Source organism: Xanthomonas translucens pv. cerealis, from assembly GCF_006838285.1.
Lineage (GTDB): Bacteria > Pseudomonadota > Gammaproteobacteria > Xanthomonadales > Xanthomonadaceae > Xanthomonas_A > Xanthomonas_A cerealis.
This window is the reverse complement of sequence record NZ_CP038228.1, coordinates 3156610-3174558: the sequence shown is the minus strand read 5'-3', so window position 1 is coordinate 3174558 and position 17949 is coordinate 3156610. Positions and strand designations below refer to the sequence as shown.

At 69.7% G+C, this 17949-nt stretch carries 7 protein-coding genes and 1 pseudogene; 6 read left to right on the top strand and 2 right to left on the bottom strand.

Annotated features, from left to right (window positions below):
* A pseudogene (locus tag E4A48_RS21165) lies at window positions 1-273 on the top strand (hypothetical protein); the annotation flags it as partial.
* Between the two features lie 101 nt (window positions 274-374).
* On the opposite strand, the gene E4A48_RS13985 reads toward E4A48_RS21165, so the two are convergent.
* Entirely contained in the window at window positions 375-851 is a 477-nt protein-coding gene (locus tag E4A48_RS13985; RefSeq protein ID WP_068830393.1) for an RDD family protein, read from the bottom strand.
* Window positions 852-1011: 160 nt separating this feature from the next.
* Here E4A48_RS13985 and xerD point away from each other — a divergent pair, with 160 nt between their 5' ends.
* The 3 genes from xerD to purL all read left to right on the top strand — a co-directional run bounded on the left by xerD (window position 1012) and on the right by purL (window position 7213).
* Window positions 1012-1986 (top strand): site-specific tyrosine recombinase XerD, encoded by a 975-nt coding sequence (gene xerD, locus E4A48_RS13975; RefSeq protein ID WP_068830395.1) that lies wholly within the window; start codon window positions 1012-1014, stop codon window positions 1984-1986.
* A gap of 122 nt (window positions 1987-2108) precedes the next feature.
* Window positions 2109-2915 (top strand): DsbC family protein, encoded by an 807-nt coding sequence (locus E4A48_RS13970; RefSeq protein ID WP_068830397.1) that lies wholly within the window; start codon window positions 2109-2111, stop codon window positions 2913-2915.
* A gap of 224 nt (window positions 2916-3139) precedes the next feature.
* The gene (gene purL, locus E4A48_RS13965) at window positions 3140-7213 is read left to right on the top strand and encodes a phosphoribosylformylglycinamidine synthase (RefSeq protein ID WP_142742630.1); all 4074 of its coding nucleotides are present in this window, start codon (window positions 3140-3142) and stop codon (window positions 7211-7213) included.
* A gap of 169 nt (window positions 7214-7382) precedes the next feature.
* On the opposite strand, the gene E4A48_RS13960 is transcribed toward purL, so the two are convergent.
* A complete protein-coding gene (locus E4A48_RS13960; protein WP_142742629.1) occupies window positions 7383-10010 on the bottom strand; it encodes a methyl-accepting chemotaxis protein in 2628 nt (875 codons plus the stop codon).
* A gap of 124 nt (window positions 10011-10134) precedes the next feature.
* Here E4A48_RS13960 and E4A48_RS13955 point away from each other — a divergent pair, with 124 nt between their 5' ends.
* Window positions 10135-11265 carry a hypothetical protein gene (locus tag E4A48_RS13955; protein WP_142742628.1) on the top strand — a complete coding sequence of 377 codons (1131 nt, stop codon included), beginning with the start codon at window positions 10135-10137 and terminating at the stop codon, window positions 11263-11265.
* A gap of 1182 nt (window positions 11266-12447) precedes the next feature.
* On the top strand, window positions 12448-17820 hold the full coding sequence (locus tag E4A48_RS13950; protein ID WP_142742627.1) for an ESPR-type extended signal peptide-containing protein: 5373 nt from the start codon (window positions 12448-12450) through the stop codon (window positions 17818-17820).
* Window positions 17821-17949 lie beyond the last annotated feature (129 nt).

Genomic DNA, 17949 nt, shown 5'->3' with positions numbered 1-17949 from the left:
ATGCGCCGGTTGAGCCTGCTCGGCGTGGGCTTGTGCCTGCTGTATGCAGTACCGGCTGCGTTGTGTGTGGGGGGTGCCCAAGGTGCCGACGACAAAGGGCACTTCGTGTTGCTGCAACTTCCGTTGACCCCGCAGTTGCTGTTGCCGGATGCGCTCTGGGCCGATGCCTGGTTGCGCGGCATGTCCTGGGTTGCCGGTTACCTGCTGCTGGTGCCGCCGCTGTTGCTATTGCTGTATTGGGCGGGCCATGTACTGGGGCAGGTGTTGCGCCGCGCCGCGCCGCGGTGCGCCTGGCGCGTCCGGACTGAACGCAGCGCCTTGCGTCGCAGTGGCATTGACACGGCATCGGGTTCGCCGCGTGCGCCTGCGTGCGGTCAGGGCTTGTGTTTCGGAAGTCGAACCAACCGCGTCCTGCTGGTACGGTCGTGCCAGGTCAAGCGTTCGCGATCCAGCAGCGCCCACCAGAACCCCAGCCCGCCCAGCAGCAGAGACAGCGTGCCGACCAGGTAGCGCCGCCATAGCGCGCCCCAGGTCGGCGTGCCGCCATCGGCGCCATGCAGGCGCAGCCGCCACGGGCGCATGCCCAGGGTCTGGCCGCCGCGGCGCCAGCTCAGCGTCGCGTACAGCCCGGCGGCCAGCCAGCAGCACAGCCACAACAGCCACTGCAGGGCGCTGAATGGAGCGATGTTCTCGCGCGGCGCGTGGCCTTCGAGCGTGTAGCCCAGGGTGAACAGCGCGGAGATCGCGAACCACAGTGCCAGCACCGGCCAGGCATCGTAGAACAGCGCCAGCAGCCGCCACGACAGCAGCGCGCGCGGACGGGAAGCGGTGGCGGTGGACGCGGCGGTCATCGCCACAGCTTAGCGGCAGCGCCAGCGGCGCGTCACCGGCCGTCACCGCCTTGCGTCGTGCAACGTCGGCGTTAAGCTTTCCCCGGTCCCCGGTCCCCGGTCCCCGGTCCCCGGTCCCCGGTCCCCGGTCCCCGGTCCCCGAGTCCCGTAAGCTCCCCCGATGCCCGAACTCCGCACCCCCGCCGAACGCCGCCAACAGGCGCAACGGCTCGCCCCGCTGCGCGATGCCGATGCCATCGCGATCCAGCAGTTCCTGGATACGGCCTGGGCCGAGCAGGGGCTGGCGCGGCAGAGTCTGGACAGCTATCGGCGCGACCTGGAAGGCTTCGCGCGCTGGCGCGACGGCGCCGGCGGCGGCCTTCCCGGGGCCGATCGCCAGGCCTTGTTCGACTACCTGGCCTGGCGCACCCGGCTGGGCTATTCGCAGCGCAGCAACGCGCGCTGGCTGTCTTCGCTGCGCGCGTTCTTCGCCTTGCGCCTGCGCCGCGGCGAGCGCAGCGACGATCCGACCGCGCTGATCGACCCGCCCAAGCTGCCGCGCTCCCTGCCCAAGGCGCTGGCCGAAAGCCAGATCGACGCGCTACTGGCAGCGCCGGACGACACCGATCCGGCCGGCCTGCGCGACCGCGCCATGCTCGAGCTGATGTACGCGGCCGGGCTGCGGGTCAGCGAGCTGGTCAACCTGCCGGCGAACGCGGTGAACCTGCGCCAGGGCGTGCTGCGCGTCACCGGCAAGGGCAGCAAGGAACGCCTGGTGCCGCTGGGCGAGGAATCGCAGCACTGGCTGCAGCGCTACCTGGACACGGCGCGGCCGGCGCTGGCGGCGGGGCAGACGGTGCCGGCCAGCGACGGCACCGTGCCGATGTTCATCGATACGGCGCGGCATCCGCTGAGCCGGCAGCAGTTCTGGGGCCTGGTCAAGCGCTATGCGGCGCTGGCCGGCATCGACCCGACTTCGGTCAGCCCGCATGGGCTGCGCCACAGCTTCGCCACCCACCTGCTCAACCGCGGCGCCGACCTGCGCGCGCTGCAGATGCTGCTCGGCCACAGTTCGTTGTCCACCACCCAGATCTACACCCTGGTCGCGCGCGAACACCTGCAGAAGCTGCACAGCAAGCACCATCCGCGCGGCTGAGGCGTCCGGGCGGCGCCCGTGTCCGTTTGCGCGGGCGGTGCCGCGGCCACTCAGGCTGGCTACATGGAGCGGACCAATCGGTATGCGACAATCCGGCAGATTCGCCGCCTCATGGATAGCTAATGCTTCGTTTTGCTCTTTTTGCGCTGCTGGGCGCCACGACTCTTTCCGCCTGTGCGCAGCCGGCTTCGCCCACCGGCGCTGCCGCCGCCCAGACCAAGCCGGCCGCCGCCGCTGTCGGCGCCCCAGGCGACCAGCGCGTGCGTGCGGCGCTACTGCAGCTGGATCCGAACTTCAAGCCCGATTTCATCGGCGCCGCACCGTTCCCGGGCTTCCGCGAAGTGGTGGTCGGCGGGCAGGTGCTGTACGTGTCCGACGACGGCCGCTACCTGTTCCAGGCGCAGCCGTTCGACATTCACGAAAGGCAGGTCGCCTCCAGCGAAGGCCTGCTGAGCTACCGCCGCAGGCTGCTGGAATCGGCGCCGCGCAGCGAGCGCATCGTGTTCGCCCCGGCCAATCCGAAATACACCATCAGCGTGTTCACCGACATCGAATGCGGCTACTGCCGCAAGCTGCACAGCGAGATCGCCGAGCTCAACAAGCAAGGCATCGCGGTGGAGTACCTGGCGTTTCCGCGCATGGGCCTGGGCAGCCAGGACTACAAGGACATGGTCGCGGTGTGGTGCGCGGCCGACAAGAAGACGGCGCTGACCGAGGCCAAGGCCAACGGCAAGGTGCCGAGCGCGACCAGCTGCAAGAATCCGGTGACCATGCAGTACAACCTGGGCCAGCGCCTGGGCGTCAACGGCACCCCGGCGATCTTCGCCCCGGACGGCACCCAGCTCGGCGGCTACCTGCCGCCGGCGCAGCTGCGCGAGGCGCTGGACAAGCGTGCGGCCGAGGCGGGTCGGGCGGGGGGGAGCCGCTGAGGTTGCCGGGACCGGGGGCCGGGGACCGCGGACCCGGAAAAGTAGGTGCGCCACGGCTGAGAGTCTGCTGTGCAATGCAGTGAAGCCGACTGTCGCTCCTGGTTTGCGTTTTGCGTGAACCCTGCCGCTGCGGGTTCATGCTTTCCCGGTCCCGGTCCCGGTCCCCGGTCCCCGCGGTCCCGGCTACACTACGCAGCCCGTTTACCTCACACGGTTCCCCGGACATGATCGTCCTCGAGGGCGCTTCCGCCCTTTCGCCGTTCCGTCGCGCTCGGCTCGAAACCCGCCTGCACTCCGTCGTTCCCGGTCTGCGCATCGCTGGCGCCTGGTACGTCTACTTCATCGACAGCGATGCCGACGCCGCGGTGGATAGCGCCGCCGCGCAGCGCATCCTGCAGGCGCAGGACGTGCCGGCCGTGGCCGAGGCGGGCACCTGCTCGCGCTACGTGGTGCCGCGGCTTGGCACGCGCTCGCCGTGGTCGAGCAAGGCCACCGAACTGCTGCGCGGCGCCGGCCTGGCGATCCGCCGGGTGGAGCGCGGCACCCGCCTGGACCTGGCCGGCTGGCCGCAAGACGCCCTCCAGCAGGCGGCGCTGGCCAAGCTGCTGCACGACCCGATGACCCAGTCGCTGCTGGATGACGCAGCCCAGGCGCAGGCGCTGTTCCAGGCGCCGGCGCGCGGCGCGGTCGAGCGCATCGCGCTTGACCAGCTGGAAGCGGCCAACGCGCGGCTGGGCCTGGCCCTGGCCCAGGACGAGATCGACTACCTGCGCCAGCGCTTCGGCGACCTTGGCCGCGATCCGGCCGACGTCGAGCTGATGATGTTCGCGCAGGCCAATTCCGAGCACTGCCGGCACAAGATCTTCAACGCCAGCTGGAGCATCGACGGCAAGGCGCAGGAACGCTCGCTGTTCCGGATGATCAAGCACACCCACCAGCAGACCCCGCAGCACACGCTCAGCGCGTACAGCGACAACGCGGCGGTGGTAGAAGGGCATCCGGCCGCGCGCTACCGCCCGGATCCGGCCAGCGGCGAATACCGCAGCGAGCCGGTGACGCCGTCGGCGTTCTGCATCAAGGTCGAGACCCACAACCACCCGACCGCGATCGCACCGTTCCCGGGCGCCTCCACCGGCGCCGGCGGCGAGATCCGCGACGAGGGCGCCACCGGCCGCGGCGGCAAGCCCAAGGCCGGCCTGACCGGCTTCAGCGTCTCGCACCTGCGCATCCCGACCCTGCCGCAGCCATGGGAGGCCGAGCGCCCGTTGAACCCGCGCATGGCCCCGGCGCTGGAGATCATGCTCGAGGCCCCGCTCGGCGGCGCCGCGTTCAACAACGAATTCGGCCGGCCCAACCTGCTCGGCTATTTCCGCAGCTTCGAACTGCCGGAGACGCAGGAGCTGACCCGCGCCTACGACAAGCCGATCATGCTCGCCGGCGGCCTCGGCGCGATCGACCGCATCCAGGTCGAGAAGATCCGCCTGCAGCCGGGCGATGCGGTGATCGTGCTCGGCGGCCCGGCGATGCTGATCGGCCTGGGCGGCGGCGCGGCCAGTTCGGTGGCCTCCGGCGACAGCGCCGAGGACCTGGATTTCGCCAGCGTGCAGCGCGACAACCCGGAGATGGAGCGGCGCGTGCAGGAGGTCATCGACCGCTGCGTGGCGCTGGGCGCCGATAACCCGATCCGCTGGTTCCACGATGTCGGCGCCGGCGGCCTGTCCAACGCCATTCCCGAACTGCTGCACGACTCCGGCGTGGGCGGCCTGATCGACCTGGACCGCGTGCCCAGCGACGATCCGTCGCTGTCGCCGATGCAGCTGTGGTGCAACGAATCGCAGGAGCGCTATGTGCTCGGCGTGCCGCAGGCGCGCCTGGCCGAATTCGCCGCGATCTGCGAACGCGAACGCTGCCCGTTCGCCGCAGTCGGCGTGGCCACCGCCGAAGAGCGGCTGGTGGTGGGCTATGGCGTCTTCGGCGGCGGGAGCGGGGAATCGGGAATGGGGAATGGTGAACAGCCAGCCGCACCCGCTTCTCACGAATCCCCAATCCCCAATCCCCAATCCCGGCACCCCATCGACCTCCCCATGGACGTCCTCTTCGGCAAGCCGCCGAAGATGCACCGCGATGCGCGGCAGCCGCCGGCGCCGCGCTGGCCGGAGCTGGACACCGACACGCTGGACCTGCGCGAAGCCGGGTTGCGCGTGCTGGCGCATCCGGCGGTGGCGGCGAAGAGCTTCCTGGTCACCATCGGCGACCGCAGCGTCGGCGGGCTGACCGCGCGCGAGCAGATGATCGGTCCGTGGCAGCTGCCGCTGGCCGACTGCGCGATCACCCTGGCCGGGTTCGACACCCATGCCGGCGAAGCGATGGCGATCGGCGAGCGCACCCCGCTGGCGCTGCTCGATGCCGCCGCCGCCGCACGCATGGCGGTCGGCGAGGCGATCACCAACCTGTGTGCGGCGCCGGTCGAGGCGCTGGCCCAGGTCAAGCTGTCGGCGAACTGGATGGCCGCGGCCAACCACGCCGGCGAGGACGCGCGGCTGTACGCCGCGGTCAAGGCGGTGGGCATGGAACTGTGCCCGCAGCTGGACCTGAGCATTCCGGTCGGCAAGGATTCGTTGTCGATGCAGGCGCAGTGGAGTGTGGCCGGGACCAGGGACCGGGGACCGGGGACCGGGGAAGAGCAAGAGCAGAAGCGCGATTCTCGCGATCCTGCCGCTGCCGATAGCGCCGCTGTTCCGGGTCCCCGGTCCCTGGTCCCCGGTACCGGCTCTACGCATAAAAGCGTTTCGCCCGTCTCCCTCATCGTCACCGCGTTCGCCCCGGTGGCTGACGCGCGCGCGCAGCTGACGCCGTTGCTGGCGCGCGAGGCGGAGAGCGAGCTGTGGCTGATCGGGCTGGGCGGCGGCAAGCAGCGCCTCGGCGGGTCGGTGCTGGCGCAGGTGCATGCCGAGGGCGGCTTGCCGGCGTTCGGCGGCGCGGTGCCGGACCTGGACGATGCGCAGCGCCTGCGCGCGTTCTTCGAACTGATCCGCGATGCGCGCGAGGCCGGGCTGCTGCTGGCCTACCACGATCGCAGCGACGGCGGCGCCTTCGCCACCCTGTGCGAGATGGCGTTCGCCGCGCGCCAGGGCCTGGAGATCAACCTCGATGCCTGGGGCGACGATCCGTTCCGCAGCCTGTTCAACGAGGAACTGGGCGCGGTGGTGCAGGTCGCCAACGAGGACCGTGCCGCGTTCGCCGATCTGATCGAGCGGCATGCGCTGACCGAGTGCGCGCAGCGCATCGCCCGCCCAAGCACTGCCGCGGTGGTGCGCGTGGGCCTGGCCGGCAAGACCCTGGTCGAATGGCGCTGGGAGGAACTGTTCGACGCGTGGTGGTCGGTGAGCCACGCGATGCAGAAGTTGCGCGACAATCCCGACAGCGCCGACGAGGAACGCGCGGTGGCGCGCGATTTCGCCGCGCCGGGGCTGAAGCCGAAGCTGGTGTTCGACCCGGCCGAGGATGTGGGAGCGCCGTTCGTCGCCAGCGGGCAGCGGCCCAAGGTGGCGATCCTGCGCGAGCAGGGCGTCAACGGCCAGATCGAGATGGCCAACGCGTTCGAGCAAGCGGGTTTCCGCGCCTTCGACGTGCACATGAGCGACCTGATCGCCGGCCGCGTGGACCTGGCCGAGTTCGTCGGGCTGGCGGCCTGCGGCGGCTTCAGCTATGGCGACGTGCTCGGCGCTGGCCGCGGCTGGGCCACCTCGATCCTGGAGCGGCCGGCGTTGCGCGATGCGTTCGCAGCGTTCTTCGCGCGCCCCGACAGCTTCGCGCTGGGCGTGTGCAATGGCTGCCAGATGCTCAGCCAGCTCAAGGACATCATTCCCGGCGCCGAGCACTGGCCGCGTTTCCTGCGCAACCGCAGCGAGCAGTTCGAGGCGCGTACCAGCCTGCTGGAAGTGGTGGAATCGCCCTCGATCTTCCTGCGCGGCATGGCTGGTTCGCGGATCCCGGTGGCGGTGGCGCACGGCGAAGGCCGCGCCGAGTTCGACAATGCCGTGGATCAGGCCGCCGCGCGCGTGGCGCTACGTTTCGTGGACGGTAACGGCGAGGTCGCGCAGCGCTATCCGCTGAATCCGAACGGCTCGCCCGACGGCATCACCGGCCTGACCAGCGACGACGGCCGGGTGACGATCCTGATGCCGCATCCCGAGCGCACCCCGCGCGCGCTCAACCTCAGCTGGCACCCCGAGGGCTGGGCGGACGCTTCGCCGTGGCTGCGCATGTTCCGCAACGCACGGGTGTGGGTGGGTTGAGCATCCGCTGCTGCCGCGTCCGCCAAGGAGGACGTGGCGGCGCGAACGCAAGCCGGCGCGGGCGCGGGCCTTCGCGCGCTCGCGGCGCCGGCGCTGCTTGAACATCAAGGACTGCAGCTAGACCCAACGCAGCCAGCGCGCCGACCTGGGCGCCCCGCGCCGGCCTTGGTCAGAATTCCGTCCAGCTGCTTTCGTTGCTGGGAGCGGCAACCAAAGCACGCGGCCTGGACGTGGCAGCGCGGCCGGCCGTCGCCACCTTGACCACCGGCGCCGCCGCCGGTCCTGGCGCGGCCCGCTTTGCCTCAACCGCATGGCTGGCGCCGATCTTGAACACCGCGACCGCTTCGGTGAGCTGCACCGCCTGGTCCTCGAGCGAGCGAGCGGCGGCGGTGGCTTCTTCCACCAGTGCCGCGTTCTGCTGGGTGGCCTCGTCCATCTGGGTGATGGTCTGGTTGACCTGCTCGATGCCGGCCGATTGTTCCTGCGACGCGGCGGAGATCTCGCCCATGATGTCGGTGACCCGCTGCACGCTGGCCACTACCTCGCTCATGGTCTCGCCGGCGCTGTGCACCAGCGTGGAACCTTCGGCCACGCGCTGTACCGAGTCTTGGATGAGATCCTTGATCTCCTTGGCCGCGCCGGAGGAACGCTGTGCCAACATGCGTACTTCCGAGGCCACTACCGCAAAGCCGCGGCCCTGTTCGCCGGCACGCGCCGCTTCCACGGCCGCGTTCAATGCCAGGATGTTGGTCTGGAACGCGATGCCGTCGATGACCGAGATGATGTCGGCAATCTTCTTGGACGAGGCTTCGATGCCGCTCATGGTCTCGACGACCTTGTCCACGACCTGGCCGCCCTGCGCGGCCACGCTGGCCGCACCGATGGCAAGCTGGTTGGCCTGGCGCGCGCCATCGGCGTTCTGCTTGACGGTGGAGGTGAGCTCCTCCATCGAGGCGGCGGTTTCCTCCAGATTGGCGGCCTGTTGCTCGGTGCGCTGCGACAGGTCCTGGTTGCCGGCGGCGATCTCGCTTGCGGCGCCCTTGATCGATGCGGCCGAGGTCTGGATGCTGCCGACGATCTGCGCCAACTGGCTGGCGGTGGCATTGGCGTCGTCGCGCATCTGCGAGAACACGCCGCGGAACTCGCCGCTCATGCGCACTGTGAGATCGCCGGCGGCGATGGCGCGCAACAACCGCGACAGCTCGGCCAGGTTGGTGTCGGTCGTCTGCATCAGGTTGTTCAAGCCTTCGACCATGCTGCGGAAATCGTGGTCGAACGCGTTCGCATCCCCGCGGGTCGAGAAGTCGCCGGCCTCCGCTGCCTGCGCCAAGGCGAGAATCTGCCGATTGATCGCCTGCAGATTGTGTTTGGTTGCCGCCATCGCATCGCTGAGGGCCGCCTTCTCGCCCGGCAATGCCGGCATGTCGGCCTGCATGTCGCCTACCGCGTAGCGCGACATGACGGACACCAGCTCGCGCTGGACCCGCACATGCGCATCGACCAGGTTGTTGGTGCCGGCCACCATGCGGCCGTACTCCCCTGGAAAACGCGCTGCATCCATGCGGTAACTCATTTCGCCGGCGTCGTGCCGGCTGGCCATATGGTCTTGCGCTTCGATGACCGCGCGCAGCTGCGCCTGCATGGTGCCCATCGAGAGCAGCAGCTGGCCCAGTTCGTCCATGCGGCGCGGCTCGATGCGACTGTTCAACTGGCCGGAGGACACCGCCGCAGATACCTTGACGGCCTCGGCGAGGGGCGCCAGTACCTGGCGCCGCAGCAACAGGTACAGACACACGCTCAGCAGAGCGGCCGAGAGCAGCCCCACCGCGATGATGACCCATAGCAACGTGCGTGCCTGCGCCATGACATGGTGTTTGGGCACCATGATGCCGAGCGCGAACATTTCCGGTGCCTTGCCCAGCCGCATCGGGACGAACACGCGCAGCCAATCTTCGCCACCGATCGCGGCCTCGTCGCTGCTCACTTGCCCCGCGCGCACTTTCGCCAGCATGGCCTGCGTGCCGGCGTCGGTCAGCTTCTTGCCCACCTGCTTGGCATCGGCGCTGGCCATCACGGCGCCGGTGGGCGACAGCAGCAGCGCCTGCCCAACGCCCAGCGGCCGCAGCGTCGCCACGCGCTTTTGCAGCGCGTCGAGCGAAATGGTGATATTGACCGTGCCGAGGAAATGATCGCCTTCCATGACGGGCGTGCTCAACGTCGTCATCAGCGTGTCGATGCCGGCAACCGGATAGTAGTAAGGCTCGATGACCACGGGCGCGTGGCTCCTGCGCGCAGCGAGATACCAGTCGCCCTCGCCGGGCTTGTCGTAGCTGTGCAGCGCTTCACGCACCAGTTCGCCTTTTTGATACGACCAATACACCATGAAACGGCCGGTCGCATCATGGAAGGGGGCGTCGACGTTGCTGGCGTCGTGTCCGTCGAATGCGTTGGGTTCCCAAAGCGTACTGATACCAAGCCAGTTCTTCTGCAGGCGCAGCTGCTCATGAAGCACCAATGCCGCCGAATCGCGGCTCGCGCCGGCAATGCCGCGCTGGATTCTGAACGTATTGGCCAGCGTTGCCCCGGTGTTGAACGCCGACCCGATGTCGGACGAGATCTCGCTTGCTTGGTGACGCGCCACTTCGCGCAGCATGCCTTGCGACGTCCCGAGCAACGCCTGGCTACTGCGCCAATAGCTGATGGCAGCGGTCATGCCGAAACACAGCAGGGCCAGGATGCCGGTGCCGATCATCAAACGGCTGGCGACGCTGTTGCGGCGAACTAGGGGCCTGTTCATTGGTGCTCCGGGGATGGATTTTCAGGTGTCCTGCTGGACACTTCGCTACGCTGAGGTATCGACGAGCGGAAACGAAACTTAAATCCCGCCGTGCGCCTCATGCTGGCTCGATTGCGGCCGATAGATGTCTGGCGACACCAACGCGAAGGCGGCCACATCCATGTCATTTCATTCAGGTATTTTGCTGCTGCTGGCCATTGCGTGCAGCGGCCAGGCGTATGCGCAGGATGCTCGGGATACCGACTCGTACGCGAAGCTTGGCGGAGCGGTCCGATTCAATTACGGCTGGCGCGATTACGGTCCCACGCAGCGGCTCGATCTGGAGTTGCTGCGCGTCGATGTGAATGCGGGAACAGGCCCGCTCTTCGTTTCCGCGCAGTATCGTTGGTACGACGGATTCGACGCGGTGCATCACGCTTTCCTTGGCTGGAACGTCGACGACCACACCGTGGTGAAAGCCGGCATCCAGCAGGTGCCGTTCGGATTGTTGCCGACCGCGTCGAACAGTTTCTGGTTCGGCTCCGGCTACTACCTCGGGATCGAAGACGATTACGATCCGGGCGTCGTATTCGCGCGCAGCATCGGCAAGGATACCGTGCATGTCGGCTGGTTCTCGGGCGACGAATACGGCGATGGAGCGCGCACGGACCGCTACTCGTTCGATGTCGCCGACACCGCGCTGTCTCCCTATCGCGAATACCATCGTTGGAATGCCCGCTACGAACATCGCTACGACATTCGCCGTGGCACCCTCCTGCTGGGCGCTTCAACCTTTTCCGGACACGTATTGAATGTCCAGGACCGCAGCCTCCACGGGCATCGCGGCGCGGCCGTGCATGCGCAGTGGAGCGGCGGCAGCTGGACCGGCCAGTTGCAATGGGCGCGCTATCGCTACGATGTGCCTGGCGATCGCATTGCCATGTCGGCGTTTCTGGCGCCCTTCGAGATCGCTGCCGAAGCCGACGTGCCCACCGCCAACATCGCGTATTCGTTCGGCAAGGGGCGCTGGCTGGACGACGTGACCTGCTACAACAATTTCAGCATGACGGTGCCGTCCCACGATCGTCTTGGCGTGCGCGAATCAATGCAGAACGTAACTGGCTGCAGCGTGAAAAGAGGCGCGATGCTGACCTATCTGGACTGGATCGCCGGCAAGAACATGTGGTTCGCAGGTGGCGACGGCATTGCCATCGACGACGGTGACCGGTCCAGGTGGCATTCGCGTTTCAATCTGAACGTGGGGTTCTACTTTTAGTCGGTACGGCGTGTCGATCTCGACGAAGGCGGTGACCCGCCCGGCGGCTTCGACCTGCATCCTCGGCGTTATTGCCTGCCACCTGATACGTGTGGCGTTGCGCCTGGAACCTGATTCGGAGTCCCCATTGCTTGCGCGGAGGGGCCTGGCGCAGGCTGCGGCAAACTACGTCGCCCCTGCCTGCCGCGGGTATGCGGAGGGCCGCATGCGCAGCCCCGATGCAATGACGGCGACGCAGCACACCATCGATGTGCCGGAAATCGGGGGTTGCCAAAACGGCGATCTTCTTCGCCCCGAGCGCTGCGGCTCAGGGGTTCGACCCACCGGGGATTCGGCATCGGCGGCATCCTCGCGCTTGCCCGGCCCGCGCCGTCGAGGCGCCACGCGTCGGCGTAACTCAAGGCGCCCGCTCGTGTTGCCATCTCACGCTTGAGCGTGCAGGTTCACCGGTGTCTCTAGGCGCGCCACCGTTGCAACAAGCCCGATCCGGGTGAGGGGATCACGGTCGATGAGCTCCAGGTCGCCACGCCAGCGCCGCCAGGCCTTGGTTGAATCAGGCCGTGTATCGGCTCAGGCGCCCGGCGCTCCACGGAGGATGGCCGAGGTCACCGCCGCTTCAAGGCTCCGGGGCTACCGGGTGGGCACATCTGCCGTCGCCGACAGCAGGCCGATCGTTCGTCTCCATGTGCTCTTTTTGCGCCCAACCAGCTCGGGTTTGCGCAGTCGGTCTTGTACACGGCCGCATGCGGATGAGCGATGAGCGTGCATTTGCCGCTTCGCCGCTGTCGCGTCGGTACATGTCAAACCCTTGGCGCAGCAGCGAATATCGCCTCCACCGGATGTCAACGCATCGCAAGTGCCGTGCCGAGAATTTGGCGGAATGTCTTGTTTTTATTGAAATTTATCTAAACATTAACAATCTTTATATAAATTCGAGACTTTTATCACTCTTCGTGCTGTTTTAGTCAAAAACTTGACGTAATCAAGATGCGGGGTTAACACTCCAGACAGTTCCGCATTTTGCTTTGGTTCATCAAGGCAGGCGCGCAGCGACAGGCACCCGCCTCTCGCGCTCCGGGTCAGGGATGCGGCGCAAATACCGACAGGGGGTCGGCCGGCTGGAATGCCGGGCGAGGGTGGCTTTTCGACCAAAAACCAGCCTAATTTGAGGAGCAGTAGTCGATGAATCGGATTTATCGCAAGGTCTGGAACAAAGCGTTGGCAATGTGGACCGTGGCCTCGGAACTGGCCAGCGGCGATTCCCGCGGTCAGCTGGTTCGCGAAGGCAGGGCCGGGCGCGTGCAGGGCCTGGCCTTGTCGGCTGCGATCGCCATGACGCTGGGTGCCGGCGGATCCATGCTGCCCTCCAGCGCGCAAGCGCAGGCGCTGCAGATCGGCGACGGCGCCAGCGCCAGCGGCGACTACGCCACCGCGGTCGGTGCCGAAAGCAACGCCAGCGGCGAACTGAGCACCGCTACCGGCGCGGCCAGCAACGCCAGCGGTGACGGCAGCGTGGCCAGCGGCGCGCTCAGCGAGGCGAACGGCCTGGAATCCACCGCCTTCGGCTACTACAGCACTGCCAGCGGCATCGGCGCGACCGCGCTCGGTGCCGAGAGCATCGCCAACGGCACCGCCACCGCGGCGCTCGGCCTGGGTGCCACGGCCGATGCCGACTTCGCGACCGCCGTCGGCGGCTTCGCCATGGCGACCGGCTACAACAGCACCGCGCTCGGCAATGCCGCCGTGGCGCAGGGCGAGAACAGCGTTGCGCTGGGCGCCGATGCGCTCGCCGATCGCGACAACAGCGTGTCGGTCGGCAAGGCCGGCGCCGAGCGCCAGATCACCAACGTCGCTTCGGCCAGCGAAGCCACCGATGCGGTCAACCTGGCCCAGCTCGATGCGGTCGCCAACGTCGCCGACACCACCGCGCGCCTGTTCTCCGCCAACGGCGCGGGCAGTGCGCTGGCGCAGGGCGAAGAGGCCACCGCCGCCGGTTCCACTGCGCTAGCCGACGGCGACTACGCCACCGCGCTCGGCTCGAGCAGCTTCGCCGGCGGCACCGCGGCGTCGGCGATCGGCAGCGGCGCGCTGGCCAACGGCCAGAACGCCAGCGCGTTCGGCGCCAACGCCACCGCCGACGGCGCCTCGGCGACCGCGCTCGGCGGCGTCGCCACGGTCTACGAGTACGACGAGGACGGCTTCATCATCGGCAGCCGCGAGCAGACCACCCAGGCGCTGGGCACCGCGGCCACGGCGGTCGGCGGGGGCGCGCAGGCGCTGGGCGCGCTGAGCACCGCAGTCGGCAGCGGCAGCTCCGCGAGCGGCGTGCAGAGCACTGCGCTGGGCTACCACGCGCAGACCTCCCAGGACGGCGCCACCGCGGTCGGCGGCCTGTCGGAAGCGTCCGGCGCGCTGGGCACGGCGGTGGGCTACGGCTCGCGCGCCGCGGGCGATTACGCCACCGCCACCGGCATCGGCGCACACGCGACCGCGACCAGCACCGTGGCGATGGGCATGAATGCCCTGGCCAGCGGCATCGACAGCGTCGCCATCGGTGGCGTCAGCACGGCCGCCGAAAGCGCCGGCAACAGCGTCGGCATCGCCGCTGCGACCGGCGTCGGCGGCGTCGCCCTGGGCGCCGGCGCGCAGAGCCAGGGCAACTACGCGATCGCGCTGGGCTACAACGCCAACGTGTTCCCGAACATGGAGAGCAACGCCGTCGACTCGGTGGCGATCGGCCACAGCGCCGGTTCGTTCGCGCCGCACACCGTCTCGCTCGGCGCCTATGCGCTGTCCGCGGGCGAGGGCGCGATGGCGATCGGCCAGGCGTCCACCGCGTGGACAGCCAACAGCGTGGCACTCGGCGCCGGCTCGGTGACCTCGATGTTCCATGAAAGCGGCACCGCGATCGGTGCCAACAGCGCGGCCAACGGCATCGACGCGACCGCGATCGGCTACGGCGCGCGGGTCAGCAGTTGGCTCGCGGATGCGCAGGACCGTTCCGCGTCCAGCGCGGTCGCGCTTGGCGCGTATTCCTACGCAGACCGCGACAACAGCATTGCGGTCGGCGATGTGGCCAACGGCCTGACCCGGCAGATCACCAGCGTCGCCGCCGGCACCGAGGCCACCGATGCGGTCAACGTCGCGCAGCTGCAGGCGGCGGGCAAGTACCTGCAGGCCAGCGCCGGCAGCAGCGATGCCGGCGCCTATGTGGAAGGCGACGACGCGCTGGCCGCGGGCGAGGCGGCCAATGCCATCGGCAACGGCAGCACCGCGCTCGGCGGCGGTGCCGCTGCGTTGCGCAGCGGCGCCACCGCGGTGGGCAGCGGCGCGGTCGCGGCAGGGCAGAACAGCGCCGCGTTCGGCAGCAATGCGCAGGCCACCGGCCCGGCGGCCGTGGCGGTGGGCGGGGTGGCGGTGGACGAGAACGGCGACCCGCTGATCACCACCGGCGGAGTAGCGCTGGAGACCGGTGCGACCAGCGCCGGTGTCGGCGGCACCGCGCTGGGTGCCAGCGCCGATGCCGCCGGCTTCGCCGCTTCGGCGGTGGGCGTGGGCGCTCATGCCAGCGGCGCACAGGCCTCCGCCTTCGGCGCGGTATCCAATGCCAGCGGTGACTACGCCACCGCGGTCGGTACGCAGAGCGTGGCGACCGGCGCCGGCAGCGTTGCCGTTGGCGGTCCGGCCGACCTGATCCCGGGCCTGGGCCTGTTCGTGCAGACCCAGGCCAGCGGCGAGAGCGCGGCGGCATTCGGCGCCGGTGCGATCGCTTCGGGCGACTTCAGCCTCGCCAGCGGCAGCCTCAGCGAGGCCTCCGGCCTGGAAAGCACCGCGCTGGGCTATTTCGCCTATGCGCCCGGCGCCTTCGCCACGGCGCTCGGCGCCGAGTCCTGGGCCAGCGGCGCCAACAGCAGCGCGATCGGTGACTACAGCAGCGCGCTCGCCGCCGACAGCGTGGCACTGGGTTCCAACTCGGTCGCGCGTCGCGCCAACACGGTGTCGGTCGGCGATGTCGGCAGCGAACGGCAGATCGCCAACGTCGCCGCCGGCAGCCAGGCCACCGATGCGGTCAACGTCGCCCAGCTGGACGCGGTCAAGCAGTCCGCAGATGCCACCGGCAAGCAGTTCAAGGCCGGCGGCGGCGCAGCGCCTGCCGACGACGTCGGCAGCTATGTCCAGGGCAACTACGCCACCGCCGCCGGCGAGGCGTCCAACGCCTTCGGCAGCGGCGCCTCGGCGTTCGGCAGCGGCGCGCTGGCCGGCGCGCAGTACGCCACCGCGTCCGGCTACAACGCCACTGCCACCGGCGCGTCCAGCACCGCGATCGGCGGCGCGCTGTACTACACCGATGCCGATGGCAACGTGCTGCTCGACGGCACTACCACCGCCAGCGACGTCGGCGCCACCGCGCTCGGCGCGGGCGCGCAGGCCGCCGCGGCGTTCAGCAGCGCCAGCGGCGCCGGCGCCACGGCCGCCGGCCTGCAGTCCACCGCCAACGGCTACAAGGCCGAGGCCACCACCGACTACAGCACCGCGGTCGGTGCGTTCAGCAGCGCCAGCGGCGGCCGCGCCAGCGCGTTCGGCTACGGCGCGGCGGCGGCGGGCGACAACGCCTCGGCGTTGGGCTGGGGCAGTACCGCCTCCGGCGCGTACGCGTCGGCGCTGGGCTACAGCGCCCGCGCCAGCGGCGAGGATGCGACCGCGCTCGGCGCTTCTGCCTGGGCCACCGCGCAGGGCGGCACCGCGATCGGCCAGGATGCCTACGCCTACAGCGGCATCAACGCCACCGCACTCGGCAGCAACGCCTGGGCCAGCGGCAGCAACAGCGTCGCGCTCGGCGCCGGTTCGCGCGCCAGCGAAGCCAACGTGGTGTCGGTGGGGGGCGGCAACGGCGTCAGCGCTCCAGGCACGCGCCGCATCACCAACCTCGGCGCGGCGCTGGGCGCTACCGATGCGGTAAACAAGGCGCAGCTCGACGCGGTGGCGGCGGCGGCCGGCGAAACCAGCGCCGGCTTCCAGAGCTCGGGCAGCGGCGTGGCCAGCGCCAGCGGCGTGGACAGCACCGCGGCCGGGGCCGGGACCGCCGCCAGTGGCCTGCGCAGCACCGCGCTGGGCGTGGCCAGCGTGGCCAGCGGCGCCGGCGCGACCGCGTCCGGTGCCAGCAGTTATGCCAGCGGCGCGCGCAGCACCGCGATCGGCCTGCAGACCGATGCGATCGGCGAGAACGGCGTGGCGCTTGGCTACAAGAGCTTCGTGCGCAACAGCGGCAGCAACGGCGTGGCGATCGGCGCCAATGCCGGCGTCTCGGCCGACAATGCGGTCGCGCTCGGCGCCGGCTCGCGCGTCTACGAGGCCGACACGGTATCGCTGGGCAGCGGCAGCGGCAACGGCCGCGACGGCCCGGCCACCCGGCGCATCGTCAACTTGAGCGCGGGCAGCGTCGCCGCCGGCAGCACCGAGGCGATCAACGGTAGCCAGCTGTACCAGTCGCTGAGCAACATGGCCACGTTCCTGGGCGGCGGTGCCGGCCTCGGCGCGCAAGGCCTGTTCGTGGCCCCGACCTACGTGATCCAGGGCGCCAGCTACAGCAACGTCGGCGATGCGCTGGCGGCGCTGGACGGCAAGGTCAGCGCACTGGATGCGCGCAGCGGCGGCAGCGCCAGCGTGGCGCGCAGTGCGCGTGTCGCCAGCGTGGCGTCGGTGGCCGAGCCGGAGTCGACCGTGGCCAGCGCGCAGGCGGTGTCCGAATCGGCGACCGGGTCCGGCGCCGCCTCCACCGCGCAGGTCGGCCAGACGGCCGTGGCCGATGCCGGCGGCGCCACCGCGGTCGGCACGGCGGCGCGCGCCAACGACGTCACCGGTACCGCGATCGGCGGCAGCGCCTATGCGCACGGCCCCAACGACACCGCGATCGGCAGCAACGCCAAGGTCGACGCCGATGGCAGCACCGCGGTGGGCGCCAACAGCCACATCGCCGCGGTGGCGACCAATGCGGTGGCGATGGGCGAGGGTGCCAGCGTCACCGCCGCCTCGGGCACCGCGCTCGGTCAGGGCGCCAGCGCTACGGCGCAGGGGGCGGTCGCGCTGGGCCAGGGGTCGCTCGCCGACCGCGCCAACACGGTGTCGGTGGGCAGCGCCGGCAACGAACGCCAGGTCGCCAACGTCGCCGCCGGCACCCAGGCCACCGACGCGGTCAACAAGGGCCAACTCGACAGCGGCGTGGCCACCGCCAAGTCGTATGCCGATTCGCGCTTCAACACCATGGCCGACAGCTTCGACGTGCTGCGCGGCGACGTCGCCGCGCGCTTGCGCGACCAGGACCGCCGCATCGACCGGCAGGCGGCGATGAGCGCGGCGATGCTCAACATGGCCACCAGCGCCGCGGGTATCCGCACCCAGAACCGCGTCGGTGCCGGCGTCGGTTTCCAGAACGGCGAGTCGGCGCTGTCGGTGGGCTACCAGCGCGCCTTCAGCGAGCGCGCCACGCTGACCATCGGCGGCGCGTTCAGTGGCGACGACAGCTCGGTCGGCATCGGTGCCGGCTTCGGCTGGTGAGCCATCGCGGATGGCGGCGCGTGCCGCCGTCCGCCCACGCAATGGCCTGAGGGGGCAGACCGAAGGACCTTGGCTGGGCCGGCCAACGGATTCGGGAAAAAGGAGTTTTTACGGCCGCAACTGTCGCCT